At 71.1% G+C, this 24,154-nt stretch carries 20 protein-coding genes; 12 read left to right on the plus strand and 8 right to left on the minus strand.

Annotated features, from left to right (window positions below; genetic code table 11):
- Positions 1–158 precede the first annotated feature (158 nt).
- From KBX71_RS18020 to KBX71_RS18035, 4 genes are all read right to left on the minus strand, one after another.
- A complete protein-coding gene (locus tag KBX71_RS18020) occupies positions 159–1,409 on the minus strand; it encodes an HNH endonuclease signature motif containing protein (RefSeq protein ID WP_210819162.1) in 1,251 nt (416 codons plus the stop codon).
- Positions 1,410–1,519: 110 nt separating this feature from the next.
- Positions 1,520–2,095 (minus strand): DinB family protein, encoded by a 576-nt coding sequence (locus KBX71_RS18025; RefSeq protein ID WP_210819163.1) that lies wholly within the window; start codon positions 2,093–2,095, stop codon positions 1,520–1,522.
- Between the two features lie 76 nt (positions 2,096–2,171).
- Positions 2,172–2,975, minus strand: coding sequence for an IclR family transcriptional regulator C-terminal domain-containing protein (locus KBX71_RS18030; RefSeq protein WP_210819164.1), 804 nt, complete (start codon positions 2,973–2,975; stop codon positions 2,172–2,174).
- Between the two features lie 3 nt (positions 2,976–2,978).
- Positions 2,979–4,415: an amidohydrolase family protein gene (locus KBX71_RS18035; RefSeq protein WP_210819165.1), complete on the minus strand. Its 1,437-nt coding sequence runs from the start codon at positions 4,413–4,415 to the stop codon at positions 2,979–2,981.
- Between the two features lie 197 nt (positions 4,416–4,612).
- On the opposite strand from KBX71_RS18035, the gene KBX71_RS18040 reads away from it, so the two are divergent.
- The 8 genes from KBX71_RS18040 to KBX71_RS18080 all read left to right on the plus strand — a co-directional run bounded on the left by KBX71_RS18040 (position 4,613) and on the right by KBX71_RS18080 (position 13,093).
- Positions 4,613–5,749 carry a CaiB/BaiF CoA-transferase family protein gene (locus tag KBX71_RS18040; protein WP_210819166.1) on the plus strand — a complete coding sequence of 379 codons (1,137 nt, stop codon included), beginning with the start codon at positions 4,613–4,615 and terminating at the stop codon, positions 5,747–5,749.
- Entirely contained in the window at positions 5,734–6,504 is a 771-nt protein-coding gene (locus KBX71_RS18045; protein ID WP_210819167.1) for a citryl-CoA lyase, read from the plus strand. The genes KBX71_RS18040 and KBX71_RS18045 overlap by 16 nt, the downstream gene beginning before the upstream one ends.
- 31 nt (positions 6,505–6,535) lie before the next feature.
- Positions 6,536–7,399, plus strand: coding sequence for an extradiol ring-cleavage dioxygenase (locus KBX71_RS18050; RefSeq protein ID WP_210819168.1), 864 nt, complete (start codon positions 6,536–6,538; stop codon positions 7,397–7,399).
- Positions 7,396–7,758 carry a hypothetical protein gene (locus KBX71_RS18055; RefSeq protein WP_210819169.1) on the plus strand — a complete coding sequence of 121 codons (363 nt, stop codon included), beginning with the start codon at positions 7,396–7,398 and terminating at the stop codon, positions 7,756–7,758. The genes KBX71_RS18050 and KBX71_RS18055 overlap by 4 nt, the downstream gene beginning before the upstream one ends.
- Positions 7,755–8,720, plus strand: coding sequence for a zinc-binding alcohol dehydrogenase family protein (locus tag KBX71_RS18060; RefSeq protein ID WP_210819170.1), 966 nt, complete (start codon positions 7,755–7,757; stop codon positions 8,718–8,720). Before KBX71_RS18055 ends, KBX71_RS18060 begins: the two co-directional genes overlap by 4 nt.
- A gap of 83 nt (positions 8,721–8,803) precedes the next feature.
- Positions 8,804–10,228 (plus strand): aldehyde dehydrogenase family protein, encoded by a 1,425-nt coding sequence (locus KBX71_RS18065; RefSeq protein ID WP_210819171.1) that lies wholly within the window; start codon positions 8,804–8,806, stop codon positions 10,226–10,228.
- 86 nt (positions 10,229–10,314) lie between these two features.
- On the plus strand, positions 10,315–11,148 hold the full coding sequence (locus tag KBX71_RS18070) for a helix-turn-helix transcriptional regulator (protein WP_210819172.1): 834 nt from the start codon (positions 10,315–10,317) through the stop codon (positions 11,146–11,148).
- 328 nt (positions 11,149–11,476) lie between these two features.
- Positions 11,477–13,093 (plus strand): ricin-type beta-trefoil lectin domain protein, encoded by a 1,617-nt coding sequence (locus tag KBX71_RS18080; RefSeq protein ID WP_247683684.1) that lies wholly within the window; start codon positions 11,477–11,479, stop codon positions 13,091–13,093.
- Between the two features lie 52 nt (positions 13,094–13,145).
- On the opposite strand, the gene KBX71_RS18085 is transcribed toward KBX71_RS18080, so the two are convergent.
- Together KBX71_RS18085 and KBX71_RS18090 are read right to left on the minus strand one after the other, a co-directional pair.
- Positions 13,146–15,665 (minus strand): ABC transporter permease, encoded by a 2,520-nt coding sequence (locus KBX71_RS18085; protein ID WP_307847142.1) that lies wholly within the window; start codon positions 15,663–15,665, stop codon positions 13,146–13,148.
- An 8-nt stretch (positions 15,666–15,673) separates the two neighbouring features.
- On the minus strand, positions 15,674–16,432 hold the full coding sequence (locus KBX71_RS18090; RefSeq protein WP_210819174.1) for an ABC transporter ATP-binding protein: 759 nt from the start codon (positions 16,430–16,432) through the stop codon (positions 15,674–15,676).
- A gap of 146 nt (positions 16,433–16,578) precedes the next feature.
- Between KBX71_RS18090 and KBX71_RS18095 the strand changes: the two genes are divergently transcribed.
- The 4 genes from KBX71_RS18095 (at position 16,579) to sthA (ending at position 21,040) form a co-directional block, all read left to right on the plus strand.
- Positions 16,579–17,772, plus strand: coding sequence for a sensor histidine kinase (locus KBX71_RS18095; RefSeq protein ID WP_210819175.1), 1,194 nt, complete (start codon positions 16,579–16,581; stop codon positions 17,770–17,772).
- Entirely contained in the window at positions 17,769–18,407 is a 639-nt protein-coding gene (locus tag KBX71_RS18100; RefSeq protein WP_124820898.1) for a response regulator transcription factor, read from the plus strand. Before KBX71_RS18095 ends, KBX71_RS18100 begins: the two co-directional genes overlap by 4 nt.
- A 462-nt stretch (positions 18,408–18,869) precedes the next feature.
- The gene (locus KBX71_RS18105; RefSeq protein ID WP_210819176.1) at positions 18,870–19,583 is read left to right on the plus strand and encodes a hypothetical protein; all 714 of its coding nucleotides are present in this window, start codon (positions 18,870–18,872) and stop codon (positions 19,581–19,583) included.
- Positions 19,584–19,636: 53 nt separating this feature from the next.
- Complete coding sequence (sthA, locus tag KBX71_RS18110) at positions 19,637–21,040, plus strand: Si-specific NAD(P)(+) transhydrogenase (RefSeq protein ID WP_196926327.1); 1,404 nt, start codon at positions 19,637–19,639, stop codon at positions 21,038–21,040.
- Positions 21,041–21,180: 140 nt separating this feature from the next.
- Here the strand turns inward: sthA and KBX71_RS18115 are convergent, their stop codons facing one another.
- Positions 21,181–22,578, minus strand: coding sequence for an endo-1,4-beta-xylanase (locus KBX71_RS18115; protein ID WP_210819177.1), 1,398 nt, complete (start codon positions 22,576–22,578; stop codon positions 21,181–21,183).
- A gap of 38 nt (positions 22,579–22,616) precedes the next feature.
- Positions 22,617–23,972: a PHB depolymerase family esterase gene (locus KBX71_RS18120; protein ID WP_210819178.1), complete on the minus strand. Its 1,356-nt coding sequence runs from the start codon at positions 23,970–23,972 to the stop codon at positions 22,617–22,619.
- Between the last annotated feature and the right edge of the window lie 182 nt (positions 23,973–24,154).

The following is a 24,154-nucleotide window of genomic DNA, read 5'->3' on the forward strand; positions in this document are numbered from 1 at the left end:
ATTTCGTGACCGCCCGGCCGCAGATCCGAACGGCCGTCCATTTACAGCCGCTCGTCGGGGTGGCGATAGGACAACAGAACCACCGGCGAGAGGGGGCGGTCCGGATCAGCCCGGCGAGGGCCAGGGGTCGGCTGTGCGGCGTTGTGTGCTGGTGGTGCTCACGTTCGTCGGTGGTAGTGGTTGCGGCGGGGGACCTGTTCGGGGTCGAGCCAGGCCGGTGGCACGAATTCGGGGTGGCCGTCGCCCGCCAGTCGCACGTCCCAGTCGCTGTGGTGCAGGTGCCGGTGGTGGTGGCCGCAGAGCAGGACGGCGTTGGTGAGGCTGGTGTCGCCGCCGTCGGCCCAGTGGTGGATGTGGTGGGCGTCGCACCAGCGCGGGGGTCGGTCGCAGCCCGGGAAGGCGCAGCCACGATCGCGCAACACCAGGGCTCGCCGGAGAGAGCCGGTGATGAGACGACGTTGTCGCCCGACGTCGAGTGGTTGGCCGGCTCCGCTGAGGACGGCGGGAAGGATGGCGGCGTCGCAGGCGAGGCGGCGCACGGTCTCGGGGGCGAGGTGCAGGCCGGTGTCGAGGGCGCCGCCGCCCAGTTGCCGGGTCAGCCCGTCGTAGCTGGTGGTGACGACGATCTGCGCGGGATCACCGCCGTGCTCGGGCAGCTCGCCGCCGCGCAGGGAAAGGCGGCACACGTCACTGAGTGCGTCGTGCCGGCGCTGCCCGGGAGAGCGCTGGTCATCAGGGCCCGAGGGTGCGCTCAGTGGGTCGATGGCGGCGCGGAGCAGCCCGGCGGTCTCGGTGTCGAGGATGCCGGTGAGTCGCAGGCGACCGTCGGTGAGGGTGGAGAGGGTGAGGTGACGGTCGCGGTTGGCGCGGCGGGCTTCGGCGTCCAGGGTGGCTTTGGCGGCGGCGTCGGCGATGTCGGGTGCGACGTGGTCGAGGATGCGGGTGCTGAGTCTGCGGAGGAGGGTGGGATCGAATTGCCCAGCCCACTCGACGAGCACGCCGAGGGATTTGTCGGCGGCCTCGGGGCCGGCGGCGGTCTGCACGGTGTCGACCGTGTCGGCGATGACCCGGGCCTGGTCGACGCTGATGTGACCATCGGCCAGCGCCTGGCGTACGCCGGGGTTGCCGGAATCCAGGACGGCGGCGAGGTCGACGAGGCGGCGGGCGGCCGGGATGGTGAGGCGTAACCGTTCGCGGAGCCACACCGCGGTGGAGGAGGCACCCTGCGTGGTGGCGGTGCCTCGGCCGTCGAGCTCACGGATCAGGGCCAGCTTCACCGCGGCGAGACGCTGCTCGATGCGGTGCGCGGTGTCGAGCGCGGCGATCAGCTCGCCCTCGGGCAGTGCCCAGGTGGCCGTGTCGGCGCAGGCCGCGATGGAGCCCTCTGCCTGCGTCAACTCCCCGACCATGAGCTGACCCTAGAACAGGTGTACGACACTTTCAGCTATCATGATCGATCCGCGGCAGCCCCCGGCCCAGGCGCCAGACCGGCGATCTGGCTGCCATGACCGGCAGCGAACTAGCTGCTGCGCTTGCTGGCGTCGAGGGCAGCCTGCTCCACTCGCTGGCGGTAGTCCAGCCACCATGACTCGCCCACGGGGGGCAGGTTGTCGTTCCTGGGCAGCAGCCCGGCCGTGCCGTCGATGAGTTCGCGCACGATGTCAGCATGGCCGGCGTGCCGTTGGGTTTCCGCGATGACGTGGACCAGGACACGGTGCAACGTGACAGCTGCATCGCCCCACCACGGCACGTGGCCCACCTCATCCAGCGCAAGCGCTTCGATTGTGGTGTCGGCGTGGGCGATCGCGCGACGGTACAGTGCGACGATCTCCTCGCGGGTCTCATCCGCGCTCGCCCACATGTCGGCATTGGTCTCCGCCCCGTCGCCGACAAACGGCAACTCCTGCTCGAACGGTCGGCCGAACACGACGCCGAAGTAGAGGATCTCCATGGCTGCCGAGTGCTTCACCAGACCGAGCAAGTTGGTCGCGGTCGGGGTCAACGGACGCCGAATGTCGTATTCGCCAAGCCCGTCGAGCTTCCACAGCAGCGACTCGCGGCCGCCCGTCAAGTAACTGTGCAGGTCTGCCTTCATCGCGGCACTATGACATCGGGTCGGGTGTCGGCGTTGCCCCGAACGATCCGCGGGCCCCGGCCAACCCGACGTACGTCTAGGCCGTGACCACCGGGACGGCGGCGGTGAGCGCCCAGTCGTGCCCGATGTCGGCGGCCGCGCGCAGCAGCTTCGGAAGGTGCTCCTCGCGCAGGGCCTCCAGCGAGGTTTCGGCGGCGTGCACTGTCACGTTGATGGCGGCGACGACCCGCCCGTCGCCGTCGCGTACGCCGGTGGCGACGGACCGGATTCCCGGAGCCAGGTCCTGGTCGGCGAGTGCCCAGCCCTTGGCCCGGACCTCGCGCAGCACGGCGTCGAGTTCGCCCGGGGCGGGCTGCCAGCGCGGCGTGATGCCGGAGCGGCTGGGCTCGGCGAGGACGGCCTCCAGCGTGTCCGGTGGGAGGGCCGCGAGCAGCACCTTGCCCATCGAGGTCGCGGGCGCCGGGAAGCGGGTGCCGATGGTGACGCCCAGGGTGACGATCTTGGGGACGGCCACCCGGGCCACGTAGACGATGTCGCTGCCGTCGAGCTGGGCCATCGAGGTCGACTCGTTGGTCTGGGCGACGAGCTTCTCCATGTGTGGTCGGGCCACGTCCCACATGTTCAGCGCGTTGACGTACGCCATTCCCAGCTCCAGGACACGCGGGGTGAGGGTGTGGCCGCGGCCGACCGCGCGGACGTAGCCCAACGATTCGAGCGTGATGAGGATGCGCCGGACGGTGGGGCGGGCCAGGCCGGTGGCGGCGGCGATCTCGCTGAGCGTCATGGAGGGGCAGGCGGGACGGAAGGAGCGCAGGACGTCGAGGCCACGGGCGAGAGCCTCGATGAAGTCGGGCCCGGCGCCCCTTCCGTTGTCACTCATTCCTCAATGCTTCCATTGCGCCGACCCGGCGTCCCACTCGGTGTACTGGTACGGGTTCTCCAGGATCGCGGTTTCGGGGATCTCCGGGTTCATGCCCCGCTGCCACGCCTCCTCCCCCATCGTCTCGCGCAGGTGGTCGATGGTCGCCGCCACGTTGGCCCGTGCGGCGGCGAGGTCGACGTCGACGAGGCGGCCGTCGCGCTTCACGACCCGGCCGCCCACCAGCACGGTGTGCACGTCGGCACGTTGGGCCTGGAAGACGACGTGACCGTGCGGGTTCAGGATCGGGAACATCACCGGCGAGGCGTCGTTCTTGATCAGGACGACGTCGGCCTGCCGGCCGGGGGTGAGGGCGCCGATCGTGGCGTCCATGCCGAGGGCGCGGGCGCCGCCTCGGGTGGCCCACTCGACGACCTGTTCGGCGCGCAGGTGGCAGTGCGTGATGGTTTCCTGCTTGGCGTGCGCCTCCAGGTGCTCGCGGGAGCGGTCCGCGCCGAGCGTGCTCCGCATCGCGGAGAAGAGGTCACCGCTCCACCACACGCTGGTGTCCATCGACAGCGACACCGGGATGTCGTGGTGGCGCAGCTGCCAGGTGGGTGGGTAACCCTGGCCGGCGCTCTGCTCACTCTCGGTCGAGACGGAGACCGAGCCGCCGGTCGCGGCGATCCGGTTGTACGAGTCCTGGGTGAGCGTCGCCGCGTGCACGTACACGGTCGACGGGGTCATGAAACCGTTCTCGTGCATGAGCCGGATGCCGTCGTCGTTGGTGGCGCCCCACACGCCCGCGTGGGTGGTCACCGCGATGCCCAACTCCCGGGCCACCTCGAACGCGGCCCGCTCGGGGAAGGCGGGGTCACCGGTGACGTCGAACGCCAGCTGGAAGCCGGCCAACCTGCCGCCGTCGATCCGGCGGCGGTGGAAGTCGCGGAACTCCGGCGAGGTGGCCCACTCCCACGGCCCCTGCTGGATGTTGCCGTAGGCGAGCACGAACCGCCCGTCCACCGCCTCCAGGGCGTCCACGGCGGCGTCGGCGTGTTCGGGCGTCTGCAACCCGTGCGACCAGTCGACTGTGGTGGTGACACCCGCGTCGATCGCCTCGATGGCCCCGAGCAGGTTACCGGCGTAGACGTCCTCGGGCCGGAACAGCTTGCCCGACTCGAGGTAGTACCAGACGAAGTACTGGGTGAGGGTCCAGTCGGCGCCGTACCCGCGCATCGCGGTCTGCCACAGGTGCCGGTGGGTGTCGACCATGCCGGGCATGAGGATGCCGTCGGTGGCGTCGATCTCCAGGGCGTCGTCGGGTGCGGTGAGGCCGACGCCGACCTCCGCTATCCGGCCGCCGATGACCAGCACGTCGGCGCCGGGCAGCACCGTGTGCGCGTCGTCCATGGTGAGAACCAGGCCGTTACGAAAGACCACCGGCCGGTCGGTTGCGCTCATCGCCACCCATTCCTTTCGGGGTACGAGGGGGATCCGGACCGTTGTCCGCTGTGCGGCCAGCCCGAGTGGCGCAAGTGTGGTCCCGGTCACCATTGGTGTCAAGAGTGTGGTTCCGCGCAACAAACGAACCGTTGACACGCCTGGTGCGGTATCGCAAGCTGTCCGGGCGGACGGGTGTCCGCAGAACGGGCGGAAACATGGTGCAGCATTCGACAGGCCCACTGGCTGGCCTGCTCGTCGCGGACTTCTCCCGGATCCTCGCCGGGCCGTACGCGACGATGCTCCTGGCCGACCTGGGCGCCCAGGTGATCAAAGTGGAGAGCGCCGGTGGCGACGACACCCGCACCTGGATGCCGCCCACCCGCGACGGGGTCTCGACGTACTACCTCGGCATCAACCGCAACAAGCGGTCGATCGCACTGGACCTCAAGAAGGCCGACGACCTGGCCGCCGCGCAGGAGCTGGCCCGCCGCGCCGACGTGCTGATCGAGAACTTCCGGCCCGGTGGCCTCGCCCGGTTCGGCCTCGACTACGACACCGTCACCGCGAACAACGAGAAGATCGTGTACGCGAGCATCAGCGGCTTCGGCACCGGCGCCGGTGCCGACTTCCCCGGCTACGACCTCATGGTGCAGGCCATCTCGGGCCTGATGAGCCTCACCGGCGACCCGGACGGCTCGCCGTACCGGGCCGGGATCTCCGTCTTCGACGTGATGGCCGGGCTGCACGCGAGCATCGGCATCCTCGCCGCGCTGCACCACCGGGGCGAGACCGGCCGAGGTCAGCACGTCGAGGTCAACCTGCTCAGCTCGGCGCTGTCCGGGTTGGTCAACCACTCCAGTGGCTACGTCGCCGGCGGCACCGTCCCGTTCCGGATGGGCAACGCGCACCCCAGCCTCTTCCCGTACGAGCCACTGCCCACCGCCGACGGCGAGCTGATCGTCATCGCCGGCAACGACGGGCAGTTCCGCAAGCTCTGCCAGGTGCTCGACCTGCCCGGCCTGCCGGACGACAGCCGTTTCGGGCGCAACCAGGACCGCACGGCCAACCGCGAACAGCTACGGCCCCTGCTGGTCGAACGCCTCGCCAAGCGGACCACTGACGAGTGGTTCCGTGACCTGCTCGCCGCCGGCGTCCCGTGCGCGCCGATCAACACCATCGACGGCGGTGTGGCGCTCGCCGAGGAGCTGGGGCTCGACCCGGTCGTCACCGTCGGCGACGTGCCCGGTGTCCGCAACCCCATCACCTTCTCCGACACCCCGGCCCGGTATGAGCTGCCGCCGCCCGGGCTCGACGAACACGGCGAGGAGATCCGCGCGTGGCTGAGGAACTGAGCTTCCCGACCGGGATCGGCACCTCCGACCCGACCAGCATCTCCCTGCTCGGGCAGGACCTGGCCGCCGACCTGATGGGCACTGTGGGCTTCGGTGAGCTGGCGTACTGGCTGGTCGCCGGCCGCCGCCCCACCCCGGGCGAGGTGCGGGTCTTCGAGGCGGTGCTGGTGGCACTCGCCGACCACGGCTTCACCCCGACGGCGATCGCGGCGCGACTGACGTACCTGTCCGCGCCCGAGTCGTTGCAGGGCGCGCTCGCCGCCGGCCTGCTCGGCGGCGGCTCCCGCTTCCTCGGTGTCACCGAGGACTGTGGACGCTTCCTCGCCGACACGCTCGCCCAGGCCGGCGAGGTGACCGACTACGACGCGGTGGCGCTCGACGCGGTCACCCGGGCCAAGCGGGAGCGTCGACTGGTCCCCGGGCTCGGGCACCCCGTGCACAAGGAGCAGGACCCGCGCACACCCGCGCTGATCCGGATCGCCACCGAGGAGGATCTGCACGGCCCGCACCTGCTGCTGTTCGAGGCGATCGGACGCGTACACCCGCAGGTGCTCGGCCGCACCCTGCCGCTCAACGGCGCCGGAGTCTGCGGCGCGGCCCTGGCCGACCTCGGGCTCCCCGTCGAGATGCTGCGCGGTTTCGCCCTGCTGGCCCGTGCGGCGGGGCTGCTCGGGCACCTCGCCGAGGAGCGACGACGACCGCTCGGGATGGACATCTACCGCACCGTCGACCGCAACGCCGTCTACGAACCCTGATCCCCCTCGTCCACCCCCGAAAGGAGCGGGAATGGCCTCCATCGTCGCGGTCATCGCCTCCACCCACCACCCCTTCTACTACCGGGCCAGCACCGCCACCGGAGAGGATCGACCACCGTTCGCCGACGAGTGGACCCGCAAGATCCTGGCGTTCCGGGAGACGTTGACCCGGGCCAGACCCGACGTGCTGGTGATGGTCGGCTCCGACCACTTCCACCAGCTCTGGCTGGACAACATGCCGCAGTTCCTGGTCGGCAAGGCACCCTTCTACGATGCCAACTGGTACAACGAGGAACGCGAGTTCGGGCTGCCCCGGATGCTGCTCAAGGGCCAGGAGGACCTGTCCGGGCACATCCTGCGGGCCGGGCTCGACGCCGGCTTCGACCTCGCGTTCAGCAACGAGCTGCGCATCGACCACAGCATCACCTGCCCGATCATCACGCTGCGGCCCGAGGCCGACCTGCCGATCGTGCCGATCTACACGAACATCTTCGCGCCACCGCTGCCGCAGCCGAAGCGCTTCGTCCAGCTCGGTCAGAGCATCCGGGACATCGTCGAGTCGTGGCCGTCGCACCTGCGGGTGGCCGTCATCGGCACCGGTCACCTCTCCCTGGAACTGGGCGGCCCCCGGCAGTTCGGCCCGCACGGCCCGGATCCGGAGTTCGATCAGCGGGCCGTCGAGTGGATCGCCAACGGCGACCTGGACGAGTGCCTGCGCGAGGTCACCCTGGACAGCCTGCACTCACCGGGCAACGCCACCCACGGCTTCATGGACTTCATGCTGATGATGGGCGTGGCCGGTGCCGGCGTGAAGGCCGACTACGTCGACACCCTCGACCTGTTCCACACCATGGAGGCGTACTTCACCTGGTACCCGAACGGAGCGCCGGCGTGAGCAAGTACCTGCTGAACAAGTTCCTCTTCATGGTCGACCGGGATCCGGAGCTGGTCGAGCGCTACCGCAGCGAGCCGCGCGAGCTGGTTGCCTGGTGGGAGGCCGAGCGCGCCAACACCGTGCTCAACTGCCACACCGGCGAGGCGAGCACCTGGCTACGCCTCGACGACGTGGAGCGCGAGGCGTTGGTCACCCACGACCACGTGAAGCTCTTCGAGTTGGGCGCGCACCCGTTCCTCACCCTGACCCTCTTCATCGCCCTCTTCGAGCGGGACAACACCGAACCGTTGGAATACCAGAAGTCCTACGGCGCGCGGCTGGCCCACTTCGCGATGCCCTACCCGGACATCGCGACGTGATCCGCGCGGCAGTGCTCAGCACCTGCGGAGCCGCACCGACGATCGCCGAGCGGCCGGAACCCGTGCCGGCCGACGGCGAGGTGGCGGTCACCGTCGAGGCCGTACCGATCACCCCGCTGGATGTGCTCTGCGCCAGCGGCACCAGCTACTTCGGCACGCCGACCACCCCGTACGTGCCGGGTGTGCAGGGGGTCGGTCGGCTCGACGACGGCTCCCCGGTCTGGTTCGGCACGTCGGCCGGGATGCGGTCCGGTGTCGATGGCAGCATGGCGACCACTGTCACGGTGCCCACCGCCGACGTGGTGGCGCTGCCGGCCGGCGTACCGCTGACAGTGCTCGCGGCCCTCGGTCTCTCCGCGGTCGCCGCGCACGCGGCGCTGACCCACGCCGGCGGCCTGGCGGCCGGTGACCAGGTCGTCGTGCTCGGAGCCGGGGGTGTGGTCGGCCAGGCCGCCGTCCAACTCGCCCTGCTCGGCGGCGCCCGTCGCGTCATCGCCGTGGCCCGGTCGGCCTCGGCTCGGGCCCGCGCCGAGGAGTTGGGCGCCGCCGTCGCCATCCCGCTGCTTCCCGACGACGACGTCACGTCGGTGGCCGACCGGTTGCGCCACGCCTCCGACGGGCCTGTCGACCTCGTCCTCGACCCGGTCTTCGGTGTCCCGGCCGCGGCGGCCCTGCGGGTGCTGCGCCCGGCTGGGCGACTGGTCAACCTGGGCAGCGCGGCCGGCGCGACAGCGCCCATCGAGTCGGCCGTGCTGCGCAGCGGCGCGCTGCGGATGATCGGCTACACCAACAACGGGTTGTCGACCGACGAGCGGGCCGCGGCGCTGACCGTGGTGGCGGGGCACGCGGCGGCCGGCCGGCTCACCGTCGACCACGAGATCGTGCCCTTCGACGCCATCGCGGACGCCTGGGCCCGGCAGGACGCCGGCGTCACCGCCGGCCGGATCGTCCTCACGCTCTGAGGGGCCGGACCCCAGCCAGGGATCGCGGAACCCTGGATAAACCGCACCTGGTTGGGGTCCCGGCACGGTGCGACTGTCGGTCCATGACACCTTCCACCCACACCGTCGCCGGCCACTGGATCGGTGGCGAGACCGTCACCGGCTCCGCCGACACCCTCCCCGTCGTGAACCCGGCCACCGGCGAGGTCGTCGCCGAAACCCCGGCCGGCACCGCCGCCGACGTCGACCGCGCCGTCGCCGCCGCCCGAGCGGCCTTCCCGGCCTGGTCGGCGACCACCCCGCAGCACCGCGCGGACGTGCTGCGCCGCCTCGGCGCCGGCCTCGCCGCCCGTACGGAGGAGATCGCCCAGGCGATCACCGCCGAGATGGGCTCTCCGATCGGTATGTCCCGGACCGCCCAGGTCGCGTTCCCGGCCGCTGTGGTCGAGTCAGTCGCCGATCTGGCCGACGACTTCGCCTGGACCGAGGAGGTCGGCAACTCGCTGATCGTCCGCGAGCCGATCGGCGTGGTCGGCGCGATCACGCCGTGGAACTTCCCACTTCAGCAGATCGTCTCCAAGCTGGCGCCGGCCCTGCTCGCCGGCAACACCATGGTCTTCAAGCCGTCCGAGAACGCCCCGCTGACCGCGCGCGTCCTCGCCGAGGTCGCCGCCGAGGCCGGCGTACCGGCTGGTGTCTTCAACGTCGTCTACGGCACCGGCGCGACCGTCGGCGAGGCGATCTCCGCCCACCCGGACATCGACATGATCTCGTTCACCGGCTCCACCCGCGCCGGGCAGCGCATCTCCTCGGTGGCCGCGGCGACCGTCAAGCGGGTCGCGCTGGAGCTGGGCGGCAAGGGCGCGAACATCATCCTCGACGACGCCGACCTGCCCGCCGCTGTCGAGCGGGGTCTCATGATGGCGTTCAGCAACGGCGGCCAGGTCTGCGGCGCCTGGCCACGGATGCTGGTGCCCGCCTCCCGTCAGGACGAAGTCGTGGCGTTGGCCGTCGCGGCCGCGAAGCAGTACACCGTCGGCGACCCGGGCGACGAGACCACCCGGATCGGCCCGATGGCGTCCGAGACCCACCGGCAGAAGGTCGTCGGCTACATCGAGCGGGGCATCGCCGACGGCGCCCGGCTGGTGTTCGGCGGCCCGGAGCGGCCCGAGGGGCTGACCGTGGGGGCCTACGTCCAGCCGACGATCTTCGCCGACGTCGACCCGGCCTCCGCGATCGCCCAGGAGGAGATCTTCGGCCCGGTACTGACGATCATCCCCTACGCCGACGAGGAGGAGGCCGTGGCCATCGCCAACGGCACGCTGTACGGCCTGACCAGCGGCGTCTTCGGTGAGCCGGAGCACGCGCTGGCGATCGCCCGGCGGCTGCGCGTGGGTCAGGTCGACGTGAACGCCGGCCACTGGAACCCGCTCGCCCCGTTCGGCGGCTACAAGCAGTCGGGCAACGGCCGCGAGTTCGGTCGGATGGGTCTGGAGGAGTTCCTGGAGACCAAGTCAATCCAGCGCTGATCTTGGGGAAACGGAACACCGCCCCCGGGCTGGCCTGTTGCAGTGAACAGGCCGGCCCTCGCTGGCACGTAGTGATCGGAGACACCGTGGACCGCGCCCAACTCGCCAGCTTCCTGCGCACCCGCCGCGAGGCGCTCCAACCCGAGGATGTCGGGTTGCCCCGGGGCCCGCGCCGGCGCACCGGAGGGCTCCGGCGCGAGGAAGTCGCCACGTTGAGCGGGATGTCCACCGACTACTACAGCCGGTTGGAGCAGCAGCGCGGGCCGCACCCCTCGGAGCAGATGCTCGCCGCTCTCGCTCGCGGCCTGCGGCTCTCCCTCTCCGAACGCGACCACCTGTTCCAGCTCGCCGGGCACGCCGTCCCGCATCGCGCGGTGCGCGCCGACCACGTGAACCCGGGAATGATGCGGATCCTCGACCGGATGCACGACACCCCGGCCCAGGTGGTGAACCACCTCGGCGAGACCCTGGCGCAGACCGCGCCGGCCGTCGCCCTGCTCGGTGACGAGACGCGGTACACCGGGTTGGCGCGCAGCGCGCACCACCGCTGGTTCACCGACCCGACGGCACGGCAGCTGCACCCGACGGAGGACCACCGGACACAGAGTCGCCTGCTCGTGGCGCACCTGCACGCGTCGTACACCCGTGATGGGCGCGGCTCGCGGGCCGCAGCCCTCGTCGACGAACTGCTGGCCCGGAGCCCGGAATTCGCGCGGCTGTGGCGGGAGCATCCGGTGCCGGCCGGCTACTGCCCGCCCAAGCACTTCGTGCACCCGGAGGTCGGGGCGTTGGAGCTGGACTGCCAGACGCTTGTGGACCCCGACCAGTCGCAGACACTGTTGGTCTTCACCGCCGTGCCCGGCTCGCCGAGCGACGAGAAGCTGCGGCTGCTCTCCGTCATCGGCGGCCAACGCGTCTGATTGTGATCAGCTGCGGGCGGGGTAGCGGGCCGGGCTGACGCCCAGGTACCGCCGAAAGTGTCGGGTCAGGTGCGCCTAATCGAAGAAGCCGGCCGCGACGGCGGCCTCGACGGGCCGCTGCCCGGCGAGGAGCAGGCGACGCGCCAGCTCGACCCGGCGGCCAGCAGCTCCCGCTGCACGCGCCGCGCAACGTGGTGGACAAGGTGCTCAAGGGTGCGTCCATGCACCCGTAACGGCATCCGTGGCGACGAAGACATTGATATCGGTGTGTATGACTGTAATGATTAACAGACTTTACAGTTGTTTCGCCGCCCGGAAGGACCCCCACATGGCGCGACGATTGGCCGGGCTCATGCCCCGCCACCCCCGCATCAGACTGACCTCCGCGCTCGCCGCGGCCCTGCTCGCCGTGCCGACCGGCCTGATCGTCGGCGCATCGCCCGCGACAGCGGCCGCGACGGGCGCCATCACCGGGTACGGCGGCAAGTGCGTCGACGTGGCCGCCGCGAACCCGGCAAACAACACGCCGGTCCAGCTCTTCACCTGCAACGGCTCCACCGCGCAACAGTGGACGGTGGCCGACGACGGCACGATCCGGGCGCTGGGCAAGTGCCTCGACATCGCCGCCGCCGGCACCGCCAACGGTGCCCGGGTGCAGATCTACGACTGCAACGGCACCGGGGCGCAGCAGTGGTCGCCCAGCGCCGGGCAACTGGTCAACCCGACCTCGGGCAAGTGCCTCGACGCGACCGGCCCCAGCTCGGCCGACGGCACCCCGCTACAGATCTGGAGCTGCACCGGCACCGCCAACCAGGCGTGGACGCTGCCCACCGGCGGCGGCACCACACCGCCGCCGTCGTCGGGTGGTTTCACCCACCCCGGCGTGCTGGTCAGCCGAGGCCAGCTCGACTTCGTCCGGGGCCGCGTGCAGGCCGGCGCGCAGCCGTGGGCGGCGGCCTACAACCAGATGATGAGCAGCCGCTACGCCTCCCTGTCGCGCACCCCGGCGCCCCGCTCGGTGGTCGAGTGCGGTTCCTACTCCAACCCGAACAACGGCTGCACCGACGAGCGGGAGGACGCCATCGCCGCGTACACCGACGCGCTCGCCTGGTATTTCACCGGGGATGCCCGGTACGCGCAGAAGTCGATCCAGCTCATGGACGCGTGGTCGGCCACGATCACCGCGCACACCGGCAGCAACGCTCCGCTGCAGACCGGCTGGGCGGCCTCGGTCTGGCCCCGGGCGGCCGAGATCATCAAGTACACGTACACCAGCTGGCCCAACGCAAACCGCTTCGCCACCATGCTGCGCAACGTCTACCTGCCGGTGGTGCGCAACGGCTCGAACAGCAACGGCAACTGGGAACTGACCATGATGGAGGCCACGATCGGCATCGCGGTGTTCCTGGAGGACCGGTCCGCCTACGACGCGGCGGCCACCCGCTTCCTCAACCGCACCCGGGCCTTCGTCTACCTGCCCAGCGACGGCGCGTTGCCGTACACGATGCCCGGCAGCGGCCTGGACACCAGCGCGGAGATCATCGGGTACTGGCAGGGCCAGTCCACCTTCGTCGCCGGCCTCGCCCAGGAGACCTGCCGCGACTTCGTCCACACCGGGTACGGGATCTCCGCCATCTCGCACGTCGCGGAAACCTCCCGGATCCAGGGACGGGACCTGTACCCACAGGTCGGTGAGCGACTGCGTCAGGCGCTCGGGTTCCACTCGCGCTACCAGCTCGGTGAGGCGCCGCCGTCCTGGCTCTGTGGCGGCAGCCTCACCCGTGGCCTCGGCCCGATCACCGAGGTCGGCTTCAACGCGATGAGCACCCGGTTGGGCAACGTCATGACCAACACGCAGACCCTCACGCTGCAACAACGTCCGGCCGGAACCAACAACCTCTTCGTCGCCTGGGAGACGCTGACCCACGCCAACAACCCCAACTGACCAGGCCGCCGTGGGGTGGGGTCGCATGCGCGGCGCCACCCCACGGCGGTGCTCAGTTGTCGGCCCCCAGCGCCTCCACCGGGCTGACCCGCGATGCCCGACGGGCCGGCAGCACCCCGGCCAGCGCGGTCAGCCCGACCAGCACCACGAAGAGCCCGGCCAGCGGCAGCAGCGGCGCGGTCAGCGGCGCCTGGATCCCGAGGGTCTGGACCGCCAACCAGGCGTACGGGATGCCGAGCACCAGGCCGATGGTCGCGCCGATCACCCCGTACAGGCCGGACTCCACGGTCAGCATGGTGCGCAGGCCGGTCCGGGACAGCCCGATCGCCCGGAGCAGGCCGGACTCGCGTACCCGCTCGACCACCGAGAGCGCGGTCGTGGAGCCCACGCCGACGACCGCGATCAGCACGGTCAGGCCGACCAGACCCCCAGCGATCCAGACCAGGGTGCGCACCAACGCGTCGTTGCGGTCCCGTTCGTCGGCGAGCACCGCGAGGCCCACCCCGTCGCTGCCGCCGATCGCCTGCCGCAGCGCCCGCACACCGGCGGTGCGACCGTCCTCGCCAGCACCTGCCGCGTCGGCCAGCAGACCGGTGTACGCGGCCGGCACACCGAGCCGGTCCAGGTCCGCCGGATCGGCGAGGATGCCCGCGTGCAGCGGCCCGTCACCGGGCAGGACCGCTGCCACCCGCACGTCGACAGTGGCTGTGGCGACGGCGAGCGTGACCGTGTCGCCGGCCCGCAGACCCGCGTCCCGCGCGACCCAACTGTTGAGCACGATCCGGCCGGGGCCCCGATCGGCCAGGGTGCCCTGGGCCACGTCCAGGTCACCGGTGGTCGGCAATGCCGCCAGGTCCAGGTCGCTTGTCGGATAACCGGACTCGACGTCGCCGAGCCTGTCGGCGCCGCGCAGCAGCGTGGCGTCGCCGACCATCCGGTACGGCACCACCCGCGCCAGCGCGCCGCGCGCCGCCTCGGCCCGGCTCACGACGGCCGGCGGGAGCGTCCCACCGTTGCTGGTGACCTCGAAGTCGGTCGGGGCCGACAGCGCCATCTCGCGGTCGGCGAGGATCTGCAACGACGCGCCGCCGATGACCACCCCGGAGATCAGGGTCACGCCCAGCGCGACCACGACGGAGACCGCGGCGGCCCGGCGCGGCGCCCCGCCGATCCCGCCGACCGACATCCGCCCGAGCGGCCCGAGCTGGCGCAGCGGCCAACCCACCACGGCCAGCACCGGGCGCACCAACAGCGGACCGAGGGCCACCAGCGCGAAGAACGCCAACGCGCCGGACCCGACCAGCAGGAACAGTGGCATCGACGGGTCATAGTTCGACTGGTCCGGCTTCGGCAACTGGCTGATCGTCCCGACCGCCGCCAGGATCGCGCCGGCGGCCAGGAGCAGCCCGAAGACCAGACGCAGCACGCCGATGCCGCGCCGGCCGGCGGTGACGCTCGCCGCCCGCAGCGCCTCCAGCGGGGAGACCCGGGCGGCCGAGAGCGCCGGCGCCAGCACGGCCAGCACGGTGATCACAACGGCGCCGATCACCACAGTGACCGCCGCCGCCAGTGGCAGGCCCGGCGAGGAGACCTCGTGGCCGGTGGCCCGCAGGATCGCCGGCAGCGCGTACCCGAGGGTGAGGGCGCTGGCGACCCCGACGATGCCGGCGACCAGCCCGGTCAGGGCTCCCTCGGTGACCAGGGCCCCCACCAGGGTGCCCCGACTCGCGCCGACCGCCCGCAGCAGCGCGAGCTGCCGCATCCGCTGGGCGAAGACGATGCGGAAGGTCGAGGTGACCACCAGCGCCGCCGCGACGACAGCGATGGAGACGAACATGCCGACCAGGATGAAGAGCCTCCCGACCTCCTCGGCCGCCGCGTTGGCCTCGGCCTCGCGCACCTCGGCGCCGGAGCGGATCGGCTGGCCGGCGACCGCCGCGGTCACCCGTTGGCGGACGTCCTCCGTCGAGGTGCCGGGCGCAACCCGCACGTCGACGCGCTCCACGGCCGTCAGGCGCGCCCAGGCGATCACGGCACTGTCCGGGGCGTACGCGTCGTAGCCGGCGTCGGCGGCGGTGTCCACCACGCCGGTCACGGTGAGTGGGGCGGGCGTGGTGAGTTCACCGCCCGTACCGCTGGTGGTGGTGCCGACCGAGAGCCCGAGCCGTTCAGCGGTGCGCGGCGTGATCGCGATCTCGCCGGGCTGGTCCGGGTAGCTGCCCTCGATCACCCGGACCGTGCTCAGCGGGCCGGTGCCCGGATCGGACCGGAGGTTGAGGTAGCCCTCGCCGACGGAGACCCCGGTCGCCACCCGGGCCACCGCCTCGGCCACACCGGGCACGGCCCGGATCTGCCGCACGTCCGTCACTGTGGGTGGCTGCGCGTCGGGGCTCCCGATCACCAGGTCGGTGACCGCCGGGGTGCCGCTGAGGTTGTCCCGCACGGTCCGTTCGGTGATCTGCTGCACCAGCACGGTGCCGAAGACGACGAACGACGCGACAAGGATCGCCAGGCCGGTCAGGATCAGCCGGCCGGGCCGCCGGGCCGCGGCGGCCGTCTGGGTACGCAGCACTGTCGCCCTCATGCGCGGGCCGCCAGATCACGCAGCGCGTCGGTGACCGACACCTGGTTCGGCTTGTCGATCTCGCCGGCCAGCCGCCCGTCGGCGAGCAGCACCACCCGGTCGGCGTACGCGGCGGCGATCGGGTCGTGAGTGACCATGACGACGGTCTGGCCGAGGTCGCGTACCGAGTCGCGCAGGATGGTGAGCACCTCCGCGCCGGAACGGGAGTCGAGGTTGCCGGTCGGCTCGTCGGCGAAGACCACCTCGGGCCGCGCCACCAGCGCCCGGGCCAGTGCGACCCGCTGCTGCTGGCCGCCGGACAGCTCGCTGGGCCGGTGGTTCAGTCGGTCGCCGAGGCCCAGCACCCGCACGAGGTGCGCGAGGAGTTCAGCGTCGGGCTGCCGACCGGCGAGGTCCAGCGGCAGGGTGATGTTCTGCGCGGCGGTGAGCTGCGGCAGCAGGTTGAAGGACTGGAAGACGAATCCGATCCGCTCCCGGCGTACCCGGGTCAGCGTCCGGTCCGACTGGCCGGTCAGCTCCGTGCCGCCGAGCAGTACGCGACCGGAGGTCGCAGTGTCGAGACCGGCGAGGCAGTGCATCAGTGTCGACTTGCCGGACCCGGACGAGCCCATGATCGCGGTGAACTCGGCCCGGCCGAAGCCGACCGAGACCCCGTCCAGGGCACGGACGGCGGTGTCGCCGCTGCCGTACACCTTCACCAGATCGACCGCGGCGACCGCGGCGTGGCTGGTCTCCGGCGGGGCGTGGGATGTCATCGTTCCTCCAGTGGCTGCGTGGTGACCCGGACAGCGTCGCCGCCACCGGCGGGTGGGCGCATCGGTCCGGGGCCGGGTATCGCCGGTGGCGGGTCTGTCTTTCGGCCGATCCGGCGCCTCCGCTCGGCTAGCTACGCTGGGTCACCATGAGCACGCCGGATCTTCGACGTTGGTGGGTACGCCTGGCCCAGACCGCCGGTCTGGTGGCCATGGGTCTGCTCGCGATCTTCGACTCCCGGGTCGGCGCGCCGGAGAGCCTGGCCGCTCTGTTGCTCCTGCTGGTGCGGATGGGGCTGACGGTCGCGACGGTGCCGCTCTGGCTGCCGGTGCACCGGCTGGGTTCGCGGGTGGTGCCACTGGCCGCGCTGGCGCTCGCCTGCGCCTCACTGGCCGTGACCGCGGCAGTCCTGTTCCTCTCCGGCAGCAGATACCTGATCGGCGGCAGCTGGGGGCTCGCCGAGTCGGCCGGGCTGATCGGGGTGGTCTTCGTCGTGGCCCGCTGGGGCGCGCCCCGGCTCGCCCCGTGGGCGGCGGTGGCCGCCGGGCTGGCCGTGGCCGCGTTGCCGCTGCGCGCCGGCACCGAGAACCTGCTGGTGATCTTCGGCCTGCTCCAGGTTCTCGCCGCGGCCGGCGCCGCCGGCGTCGGGCTCTATCTGCGGATCATGGCCGCCGGCCGGGAGCGGGCGATCGCGCTGGTGCGGGCCGAGCAGCGCACGGAGTTCGCCCGGGATCTGCACGACTTCATCGCCCACCACGTCACCGGCATCGTGGTGCAGGCGCAGGGCGCCCGGTTCGTCGCCGAACAGGACCCGCAGCGGGTGATCGTCGCCCTGGAGCAGATCGAGCGGGCCGGCGCGGAGACGATGGCCTCGATGCGGCGGATGGTCGGGATCCTGCGCAACCCGGACGCCCCGCCGGACGCGCCGCTGGCTCCACTGGCCGGGGTGACTGAGCTGGCGCCGCTGCTGACCGGGTTCAACGGCGCGGCCAACGCGCCGGCACGACTGCACGTCGACGGCGACCTGAACGGACTGCCGGTGGAGGTGTCGACGTCGGCGTACCGGGTGGTGATGGAGGGGCTGACCAACACCCGCCAGCACGCGCCGGACGCGCGGTCCGTGAACGTGGCCGTGCGGCGCACCCCGGACTGGTTGTTGGTCCGGGTCGCCGACGACGGGGCGTCGCCGCGCACCGCGCCGGCCCGGGGGCACGGCTTCGGCCTGATCGGCCTCACCGAACGGGTACGCGCCCTCGGCGGCACGATCACCGCCGGACCCGGCGTCGCCGGTGGCTGGGTGCTCGACGCGGCGTTCCCGCTCCAGGTGGCGGTGCCCCGGTGATCCGGGTGCTGATCGCCGACGACCAGGCGATGGTCCGGACCGGCTTCGGCATGATCATCGGTGCCCAGTCGGACATGGAGGTGGTCGGCGAGGCCGCCGACGGGGTCGACGCCGTCGAACTGGCCCGACGCCTGCGCCCGGACGTGGTGCTGCTGGACATCCGGATGCCCCGCCTCGACGGTCTCGAGGCACTGCGGCTGCTCGCGGGGCCGGGCGTCGCCGACCCGATCCGGGTGGTCGTCGTGACAACCTTCGACCTCGACGAGTACGTGCACACGGCGCTCTCCAACGGCGCGTGCGGCTTCCTGCTCAAGGACTCCGGCCCGGCCCTGCTGGTGGAGGCGGTCCGCGCGGCCGTGTCCGGCGACGCGCTGATCAGCCCCTCGATCACGGTACGGCTGTTGGAGCACCTCAGCTCACCCGCTCCGGCACGCGACGACGGTGGCCTGTCACCACGGGAACTCGACGTCGTGAAGCTCGTCGCCCGCGGCCTGACCAACGCCGAGATCGCCACCCAGCTCTTCATCGCCGTCGGCACGGTCAAGACCCACCTGGCGAGCGTGCAGATGAAACTCAGGGCCCGCAACCGGGTCGAGATCGCCGCCTGGGCCTGGGAACGCCGCCTCGTCGGCTAGGTCGGTCCGCCGGCCGGATCGCCCGGTTCTCCGGCTCTGGCGGGCGGCGGCTCGCGGGCGGCGGCTCGCGGGCGGCGGCTCGCGGGCGGCGGCTCGCGGGCGGCGGCTCGCGGGCGGCGGCTCGCGGGCGGCGGCTCGCGGGCGGCGGCTCGCGGGCGGCGGCTCGCGGGCGGCTTGATGTCTTGTTCGATGCCTTTGGAGCTGATGTCGTAAACGAATCAGCACCGGCGGTCGGCGGTCGGCGGTCGGCGGTCGGCGGTCGGCGGTCGGCGGTCGGCGACGTCGTAGACGATTCAGCTCCAAAGGCAGCGACCGGCACACCATCCGCCTGCCCTGGGCCGGACTCCTCGCGCTGGTGTCGGCACCCGCGTCCGGCGGGGCCACCTGCCGAACCATAGTGACCCAACGTTGATCGCAATGGATTGCTGTGAACGGCAGGCGACCGGAGGCGGGGAATTCGTCGTGCGTGATCATCGAAGTCGAAAAATCCGCTCGAAGGCCGCCGCGCTGGCCGCGTGCACACTGACAGCAACCCTGGTCGCCGCGGGCGCGACCCCGGCGCACGCGGCCGTCGACGACACCGAACGGCCCACCGCACCCGGCCCGATCACTGTCGTCGCCATCGACACCACCTCGGTCGAGCTGACCTGGGCGGCCTCGACCGACAACGTGGGCGTGGTCCGCTACCCGGTCGGCGCGCGATTCGAGGATTTCGGCGCCCGGTACTCGACCGACACCAACAGAATCCGGATCACCGACCTGACCATGCCACCGGGGGACGACCAACCCCCGAGCACGCCGGGTCAACCGGTGGCGTACGACGTCGCCGCGACTGTGGTCCGGCTGCGGTGGGCGCACTCGGTGGAGAACGTCGCCCTCGACCGGTACGAGGTGTTCCGGGTCGACGCCGGCGGGACTCTCGCCCGGGTCCGTGAGGTGTACCAGTACCACCCGGTCAACAGTGCCCAGGTCACGGTGACCACCCTGCCGCCGCCGCCGAGCTGCGCGGTCCGGTCCGTCGTGCGGCAGTGGTCGGACGGCTTCGTGGCGCACACCGGTCGCAACGCGGTGATCCCGCCGGGCGGCACGGTGTCGCTGGGGCTCGTCGCCTCCGGCACGCAACTGCCCGAGGAGGTCACGCTGAACGGTGGCCTCTGCACTGTGGCAGACGAGTAACGCTCCACTCCGGGGTCTGGCGCCAGCCGCGACATCTTGCGACGCTAACGCCTGTGTATGACTACGACCTGTTGGTGCTGGGCTCCGGACCCGGCGGTCAGAAGGCCGCGATCGCTGCCGCCAAACTCGGCAGGCGGGTCGGCATCGTCGACCGCCGCGACATGATCGGTGGGGTGTGCATCAACACCGGCACGGTCCCCTCCAAGACACTGCGCGAGGCCGTGCTCTACCTGACCGGGCTGAGCCAGCGGGACCTCTACGGCAGCAGCTACCGGGTCAAGGAAGAGATCACGGTCAGCGATCTGGCCGCCCGGACACAACACGTGATCACCAGGCAGACCGACGTCATCCGCAATCAACTGGCCCGCAACCGGGTTGTGATGATCACCGGCACCGGCCGCTTCGCGGACGCGCACTCGATCTGGGTCGACAGCGGCTCCGGCCGCGAGTCGAAGGTGACCTTCGACAAGGTCATCATCGCGGCGGGCACCCGCCCGGCCCGCCCGGACAGCGTCGACTTCGACGACCGGACGATTGTGGACTCCGACGGCGTCATCAACCTGCAGGCCGTCCCCCGCAGCATGGTCGTGGTCGGTGCCGGCGTGATCGGCATGGAGTACGCCTCGATGTTCGCCGCGCTCGGCACGAAGGTGACAGTGGTGGAGCGCCGCGAACGGATGCTGGACTTCTGCGACGACGAGGTTGTCGAGTCGCTCAAGTACCACCTGCGCGACCTGTCCGTGGCGTTCCGCTTCGGCGAGGAGGTCGCCGCCGTGGAGAAGCACCAGACGGCGGCGCTGTGCATCCTCAAGAGCGGCAAGAAGATCGTCGCCGACACGGTGATGTACTCGGCCGGGCGGCAGGGCCAGACCGACGACCTGGCACTGGAGGCGGCCGGACTGGAGGCGGACCGACGCGGCCGGATCACTGTGGACGCCAGCTACCGCACCTCGGTGGACCACATCTACGCGGTCGGCGACGTGATCGGCTTTCCCGCGCTCGCGTCCACCTCGATGGAGCAGGGCCGGCTGGCCGCGCAACACGCCTGCGGTGAACCGATCCGGGAGATGCACGGCCTGCAGCCCATCGGCATCTACACGATCCCCGAGATCAGCTTCGTCGGGCAGACCGAGGCGCAGCTCACCGAAAGCTCGACGCCGTTCGAGGTGGGCGTCGCGCGTTACCGCGAGCTGGCTCGCGGTCAGATCGTCGGTGATTCGTACGGCATGCTCAAGCTGCTCGTCTCCCCCGACGACGGCCGACTGCTCGGGGTGCACGTGTTCGGCACCGCCGCTACCGAGATCGTCCACATCGGACAGGCGGTGATGGGCTGCGGCGGCACTATCGACTACCTGGTCGACGCCGTGTTCAACTACCCGACGCTGGCCGAGGCGTACAAGGTCGCCGCCCTGGACGCGTCCAACAAGATCCGCAACATCACCCGCATCGACGGCTAGCCACCACGAAAGTGCACGACGCCGAGGGCAAGCCGGAGGAGATCTACTTCTGGGGCTTCTCCGGCGACTGACCAGGCGCGCCCAACACCCTTCCAGCCGGTGCGGGGGCGGGGTCCGCCTCCGCACCGGCCGGTGGGGCTTTAGCGGGCTGAGCAGGTGGGGGTCAGGGTGCCGGCGGTGCCGGTGCCCTGGAAGCCGAACTCCGTGGACTGTCCGGCGCCGACCTGGCCGTTGTAGGACACGTTCGTCCAGTTCGTCGTGCCGCTGTTACCGCTGCGGTCGGCGCTCCAGGCGTTGGTGACCGTCGCGCCGGACGGCAGCGTGATCGTCACGGTCCAACCGTTGAGAGCCGACGAGCCGGCGGTCACCCGCACGTTCGCCACGAAGCCGCCGTTCCACTGGTTCACCGTCACCGTCGTGGTACAGCCATCCTGCCCTGGCGGCGGGGTGGTAGGCGGAGGAGTCGTCGGCGGCGGCGTGGTGGGCGGCGGGGTGGTGGGCGGCGGGGTGGTGGGCGGCGGGGTGCCGTTGTTCAACGCGGCGAGGACCGCGTCGTACGCCGGCTTCTTCGAGCCGTTGCTGTTGAACAGCAGCGGGGTCTGCGACGCCCGCCACGAGTCGCTGTCGCGGATGCCCCACACCGTGATGCCGTTGCACCGGGCCACGGCCAGGCAGTCCTCGACCACGCTGCGGTAGGTGTTCGCCGACGCGCCCTGGATGTCCAACTCGGTGATCTGCACGTCCACACCGAGCGCCGCGAAGCTCGACAGCGTGGTGCGGTAGTTGCTCACGTACGGGGAGTCGTTGTTGAAGTGCGACTGGAATCCCACGCAGTCGATCGGGACGCCACGGGACTTGAAGTCCCGCACCATGTTGTAGACGCCCTGGGTCTTCGCGTGCGTCCAGTTGTCGGTGTTGTAGTCGTTGTAGCAGAGCTTCGCGCCCGGATCCGCGGCACGCGCCGCCCGGAACGCCGCCTCGATCCAGTCGTTGCCGGTGCGCTGGAGGTTGGAGTCGCGACGGCCTCCGGAGCTGCCGTCGGCGAACGCCTCGTTCACCACGTCCCACGCCACGACCTGACCCCGGAAGTGGGTGGCCACCTGCGTCACGTGGTTGAGCATCGCCTGCCGCAGAGCACTACCACTCATGCTCTCCATCCAGCCGGGCTGCTGCGAATGCCACGCCAGCGTGTGGCCCCGCACGCTCATCCCACGGCTGCGGGCGTGGTTGACGATCTGGTCCGCCGACCCGTAGCTGAACTGATTCTGCTGCGGCTCGGTGGCGTTCATCTTCATTTCGTTCTCGGCCGTCACCATGTTGAACTCACGGTTCAAAATCGTGGTGTACGCGCTGTCGGAGAGCTTGAATCCGGCCACCGCCGTACCGAAGTACCGCCCCTTCTCGGCGGCGGACGCACCGAGCGTCGTGCCGGCGGAGGCGGGTGTCGTCGCGAACAGCGCCATGCCGGCGGCGAGGGCACCCACGCCGGCCAGCGCGATGGCGGCTCTCGACGCCGCCTTCCATCTCGTACTTCTCATCGTGTGACTCCTTCTGTGGTGGTGGATGGGAGTGGGGATCAGGACACCGAACAGGCGGCACCGTTGAGGGCGAACGAGGTGGGCTTGCCGGTGCCGCCCTCATGCGTGGCCTGGAAACCGATCTCGACCGACGCGTTCGGGGCGATGGTGTTGTTGTAGGAGACGTTGCGGGCGGTCACCGCACCGCTGGCCGGGGCGTACTGGGCGTTCCAGCCGTTGGTGATGCGCTGCCCGGTGGGCAGCGTGAAGGTCAGAGCCCAGCCGTTCACGGCGGTGGTGCCGGTGTTGGTGATGGCCACGCTCGCGGTGAGACCGCTGTTCCAGGCGTTGACCGTGTAGCCGACCCGGCAGCCGCCATCGGCCGGGGGCGGCGTGGTCGAGGGCGGCGTGGTCGGGGGCGGCGTGGTCGGGGGCGGCGTGGTCGGGGGCGGCGTGGTCGGCGGCGGGGTGGTCGGCGGTGGGGTCGTCGGCGGCGCGGTGCCGTCCAGCCCGAAGAAGCGGATCACCTGCGCGGCGTCGACCGGCAGGTTGTGCGTGACACCCTGCATGCTGATCGCCTCGACCGGCGCCATCGGGCCGCTGCTGCCGTAGCGGGTGCGGGTGTAGCCGGACTGCGGGGAGTCGGTGTACGTCGGGGTCTGACTCAGCCCGTGCACGTTGGTCCACTGCTTGACCTGCTCGCCGAAGTTCGGGTAGCGCAGCGTCTCGTCGTTGGTGCCGTGCCAGATCTGCATCCGGGGTCGCTGGCCGGTGTAGCCGGGGTACGCCTCCCGGACCAGGTCACCCCACTGCTGCGCGGTCCGGATGAGTTGCCCGTTGGCGCACTGGCTGTTCCACTCCGAGGTGCCGCCGGTGGCGAAACAGGCGAACGGCACCCCGGCGAAGGAGGCGCCCGCCGCGAACACGTCCGGGTAGACGCCCAGCATGACGTTGGTCATCATCGCCCCGGAGGAGGTGCCGGTGGCGAAGATCCGCGCGGGGTCGGCCGAGTAGCGCTGCCGCACGTAGTCGACCATCGACATGAGCCCGACCGGGTCGCTGCCGCCGCCACGGCGAAGCGCCTGCGGGGAGTAGACGTCCCAGCATTTGCTGCTGCGGGTGGCCGACGGGTAGATCACGATGAACCCGTACCTGTCCGCGAGGGACGCGTACTGGGTGCCCGAGTGGAACGCGGGGCCCGTGCCGGTGCAGTAGTGCATGGCCAGGAGGATCGCCGGTCGGGTCGCCACCCGGTCCGGGACGTACAGATGCATCTGTAGGTTGGTGGGGTTGGTGCCGAAGTTGGTCACCTGCGTGAGCGTCGCCGCTGACGCGGGGGTGGCGAACGTCAGCGCGGCGGCGGCGAGCGTCACTGCCGCCATGACGACGCCAAGCATTCTCGTCTTCAGTGTCATCGTCGCGATCCCTTGCGAAAAAGGCGCGTGGAAGGGGACTTAAGTCGAGGACTGCCCTTCGCCCGACCTTGACCGCGGCTCGCGTGACCATGCCAGCTTTAATCGAGAACACTCGATTGTCAAGACTTCCGGAAACCTTTCGCCGCAACGGTTCCGGTGGTCACCTGGGCAGCGATGGGCGT

Origin of the sequence: Micromonospora sp. D93 (assembly GCF_018070365.1) — a bacterium.
In the GTDB taxonomy this organism is placed as follows: domain Bacteria; phylum Actinomycetota; class Actinomycetes; order Mycobacteriales; family Micromonosporaceae; genus Micromonospora; species Micromonospora ureilytica.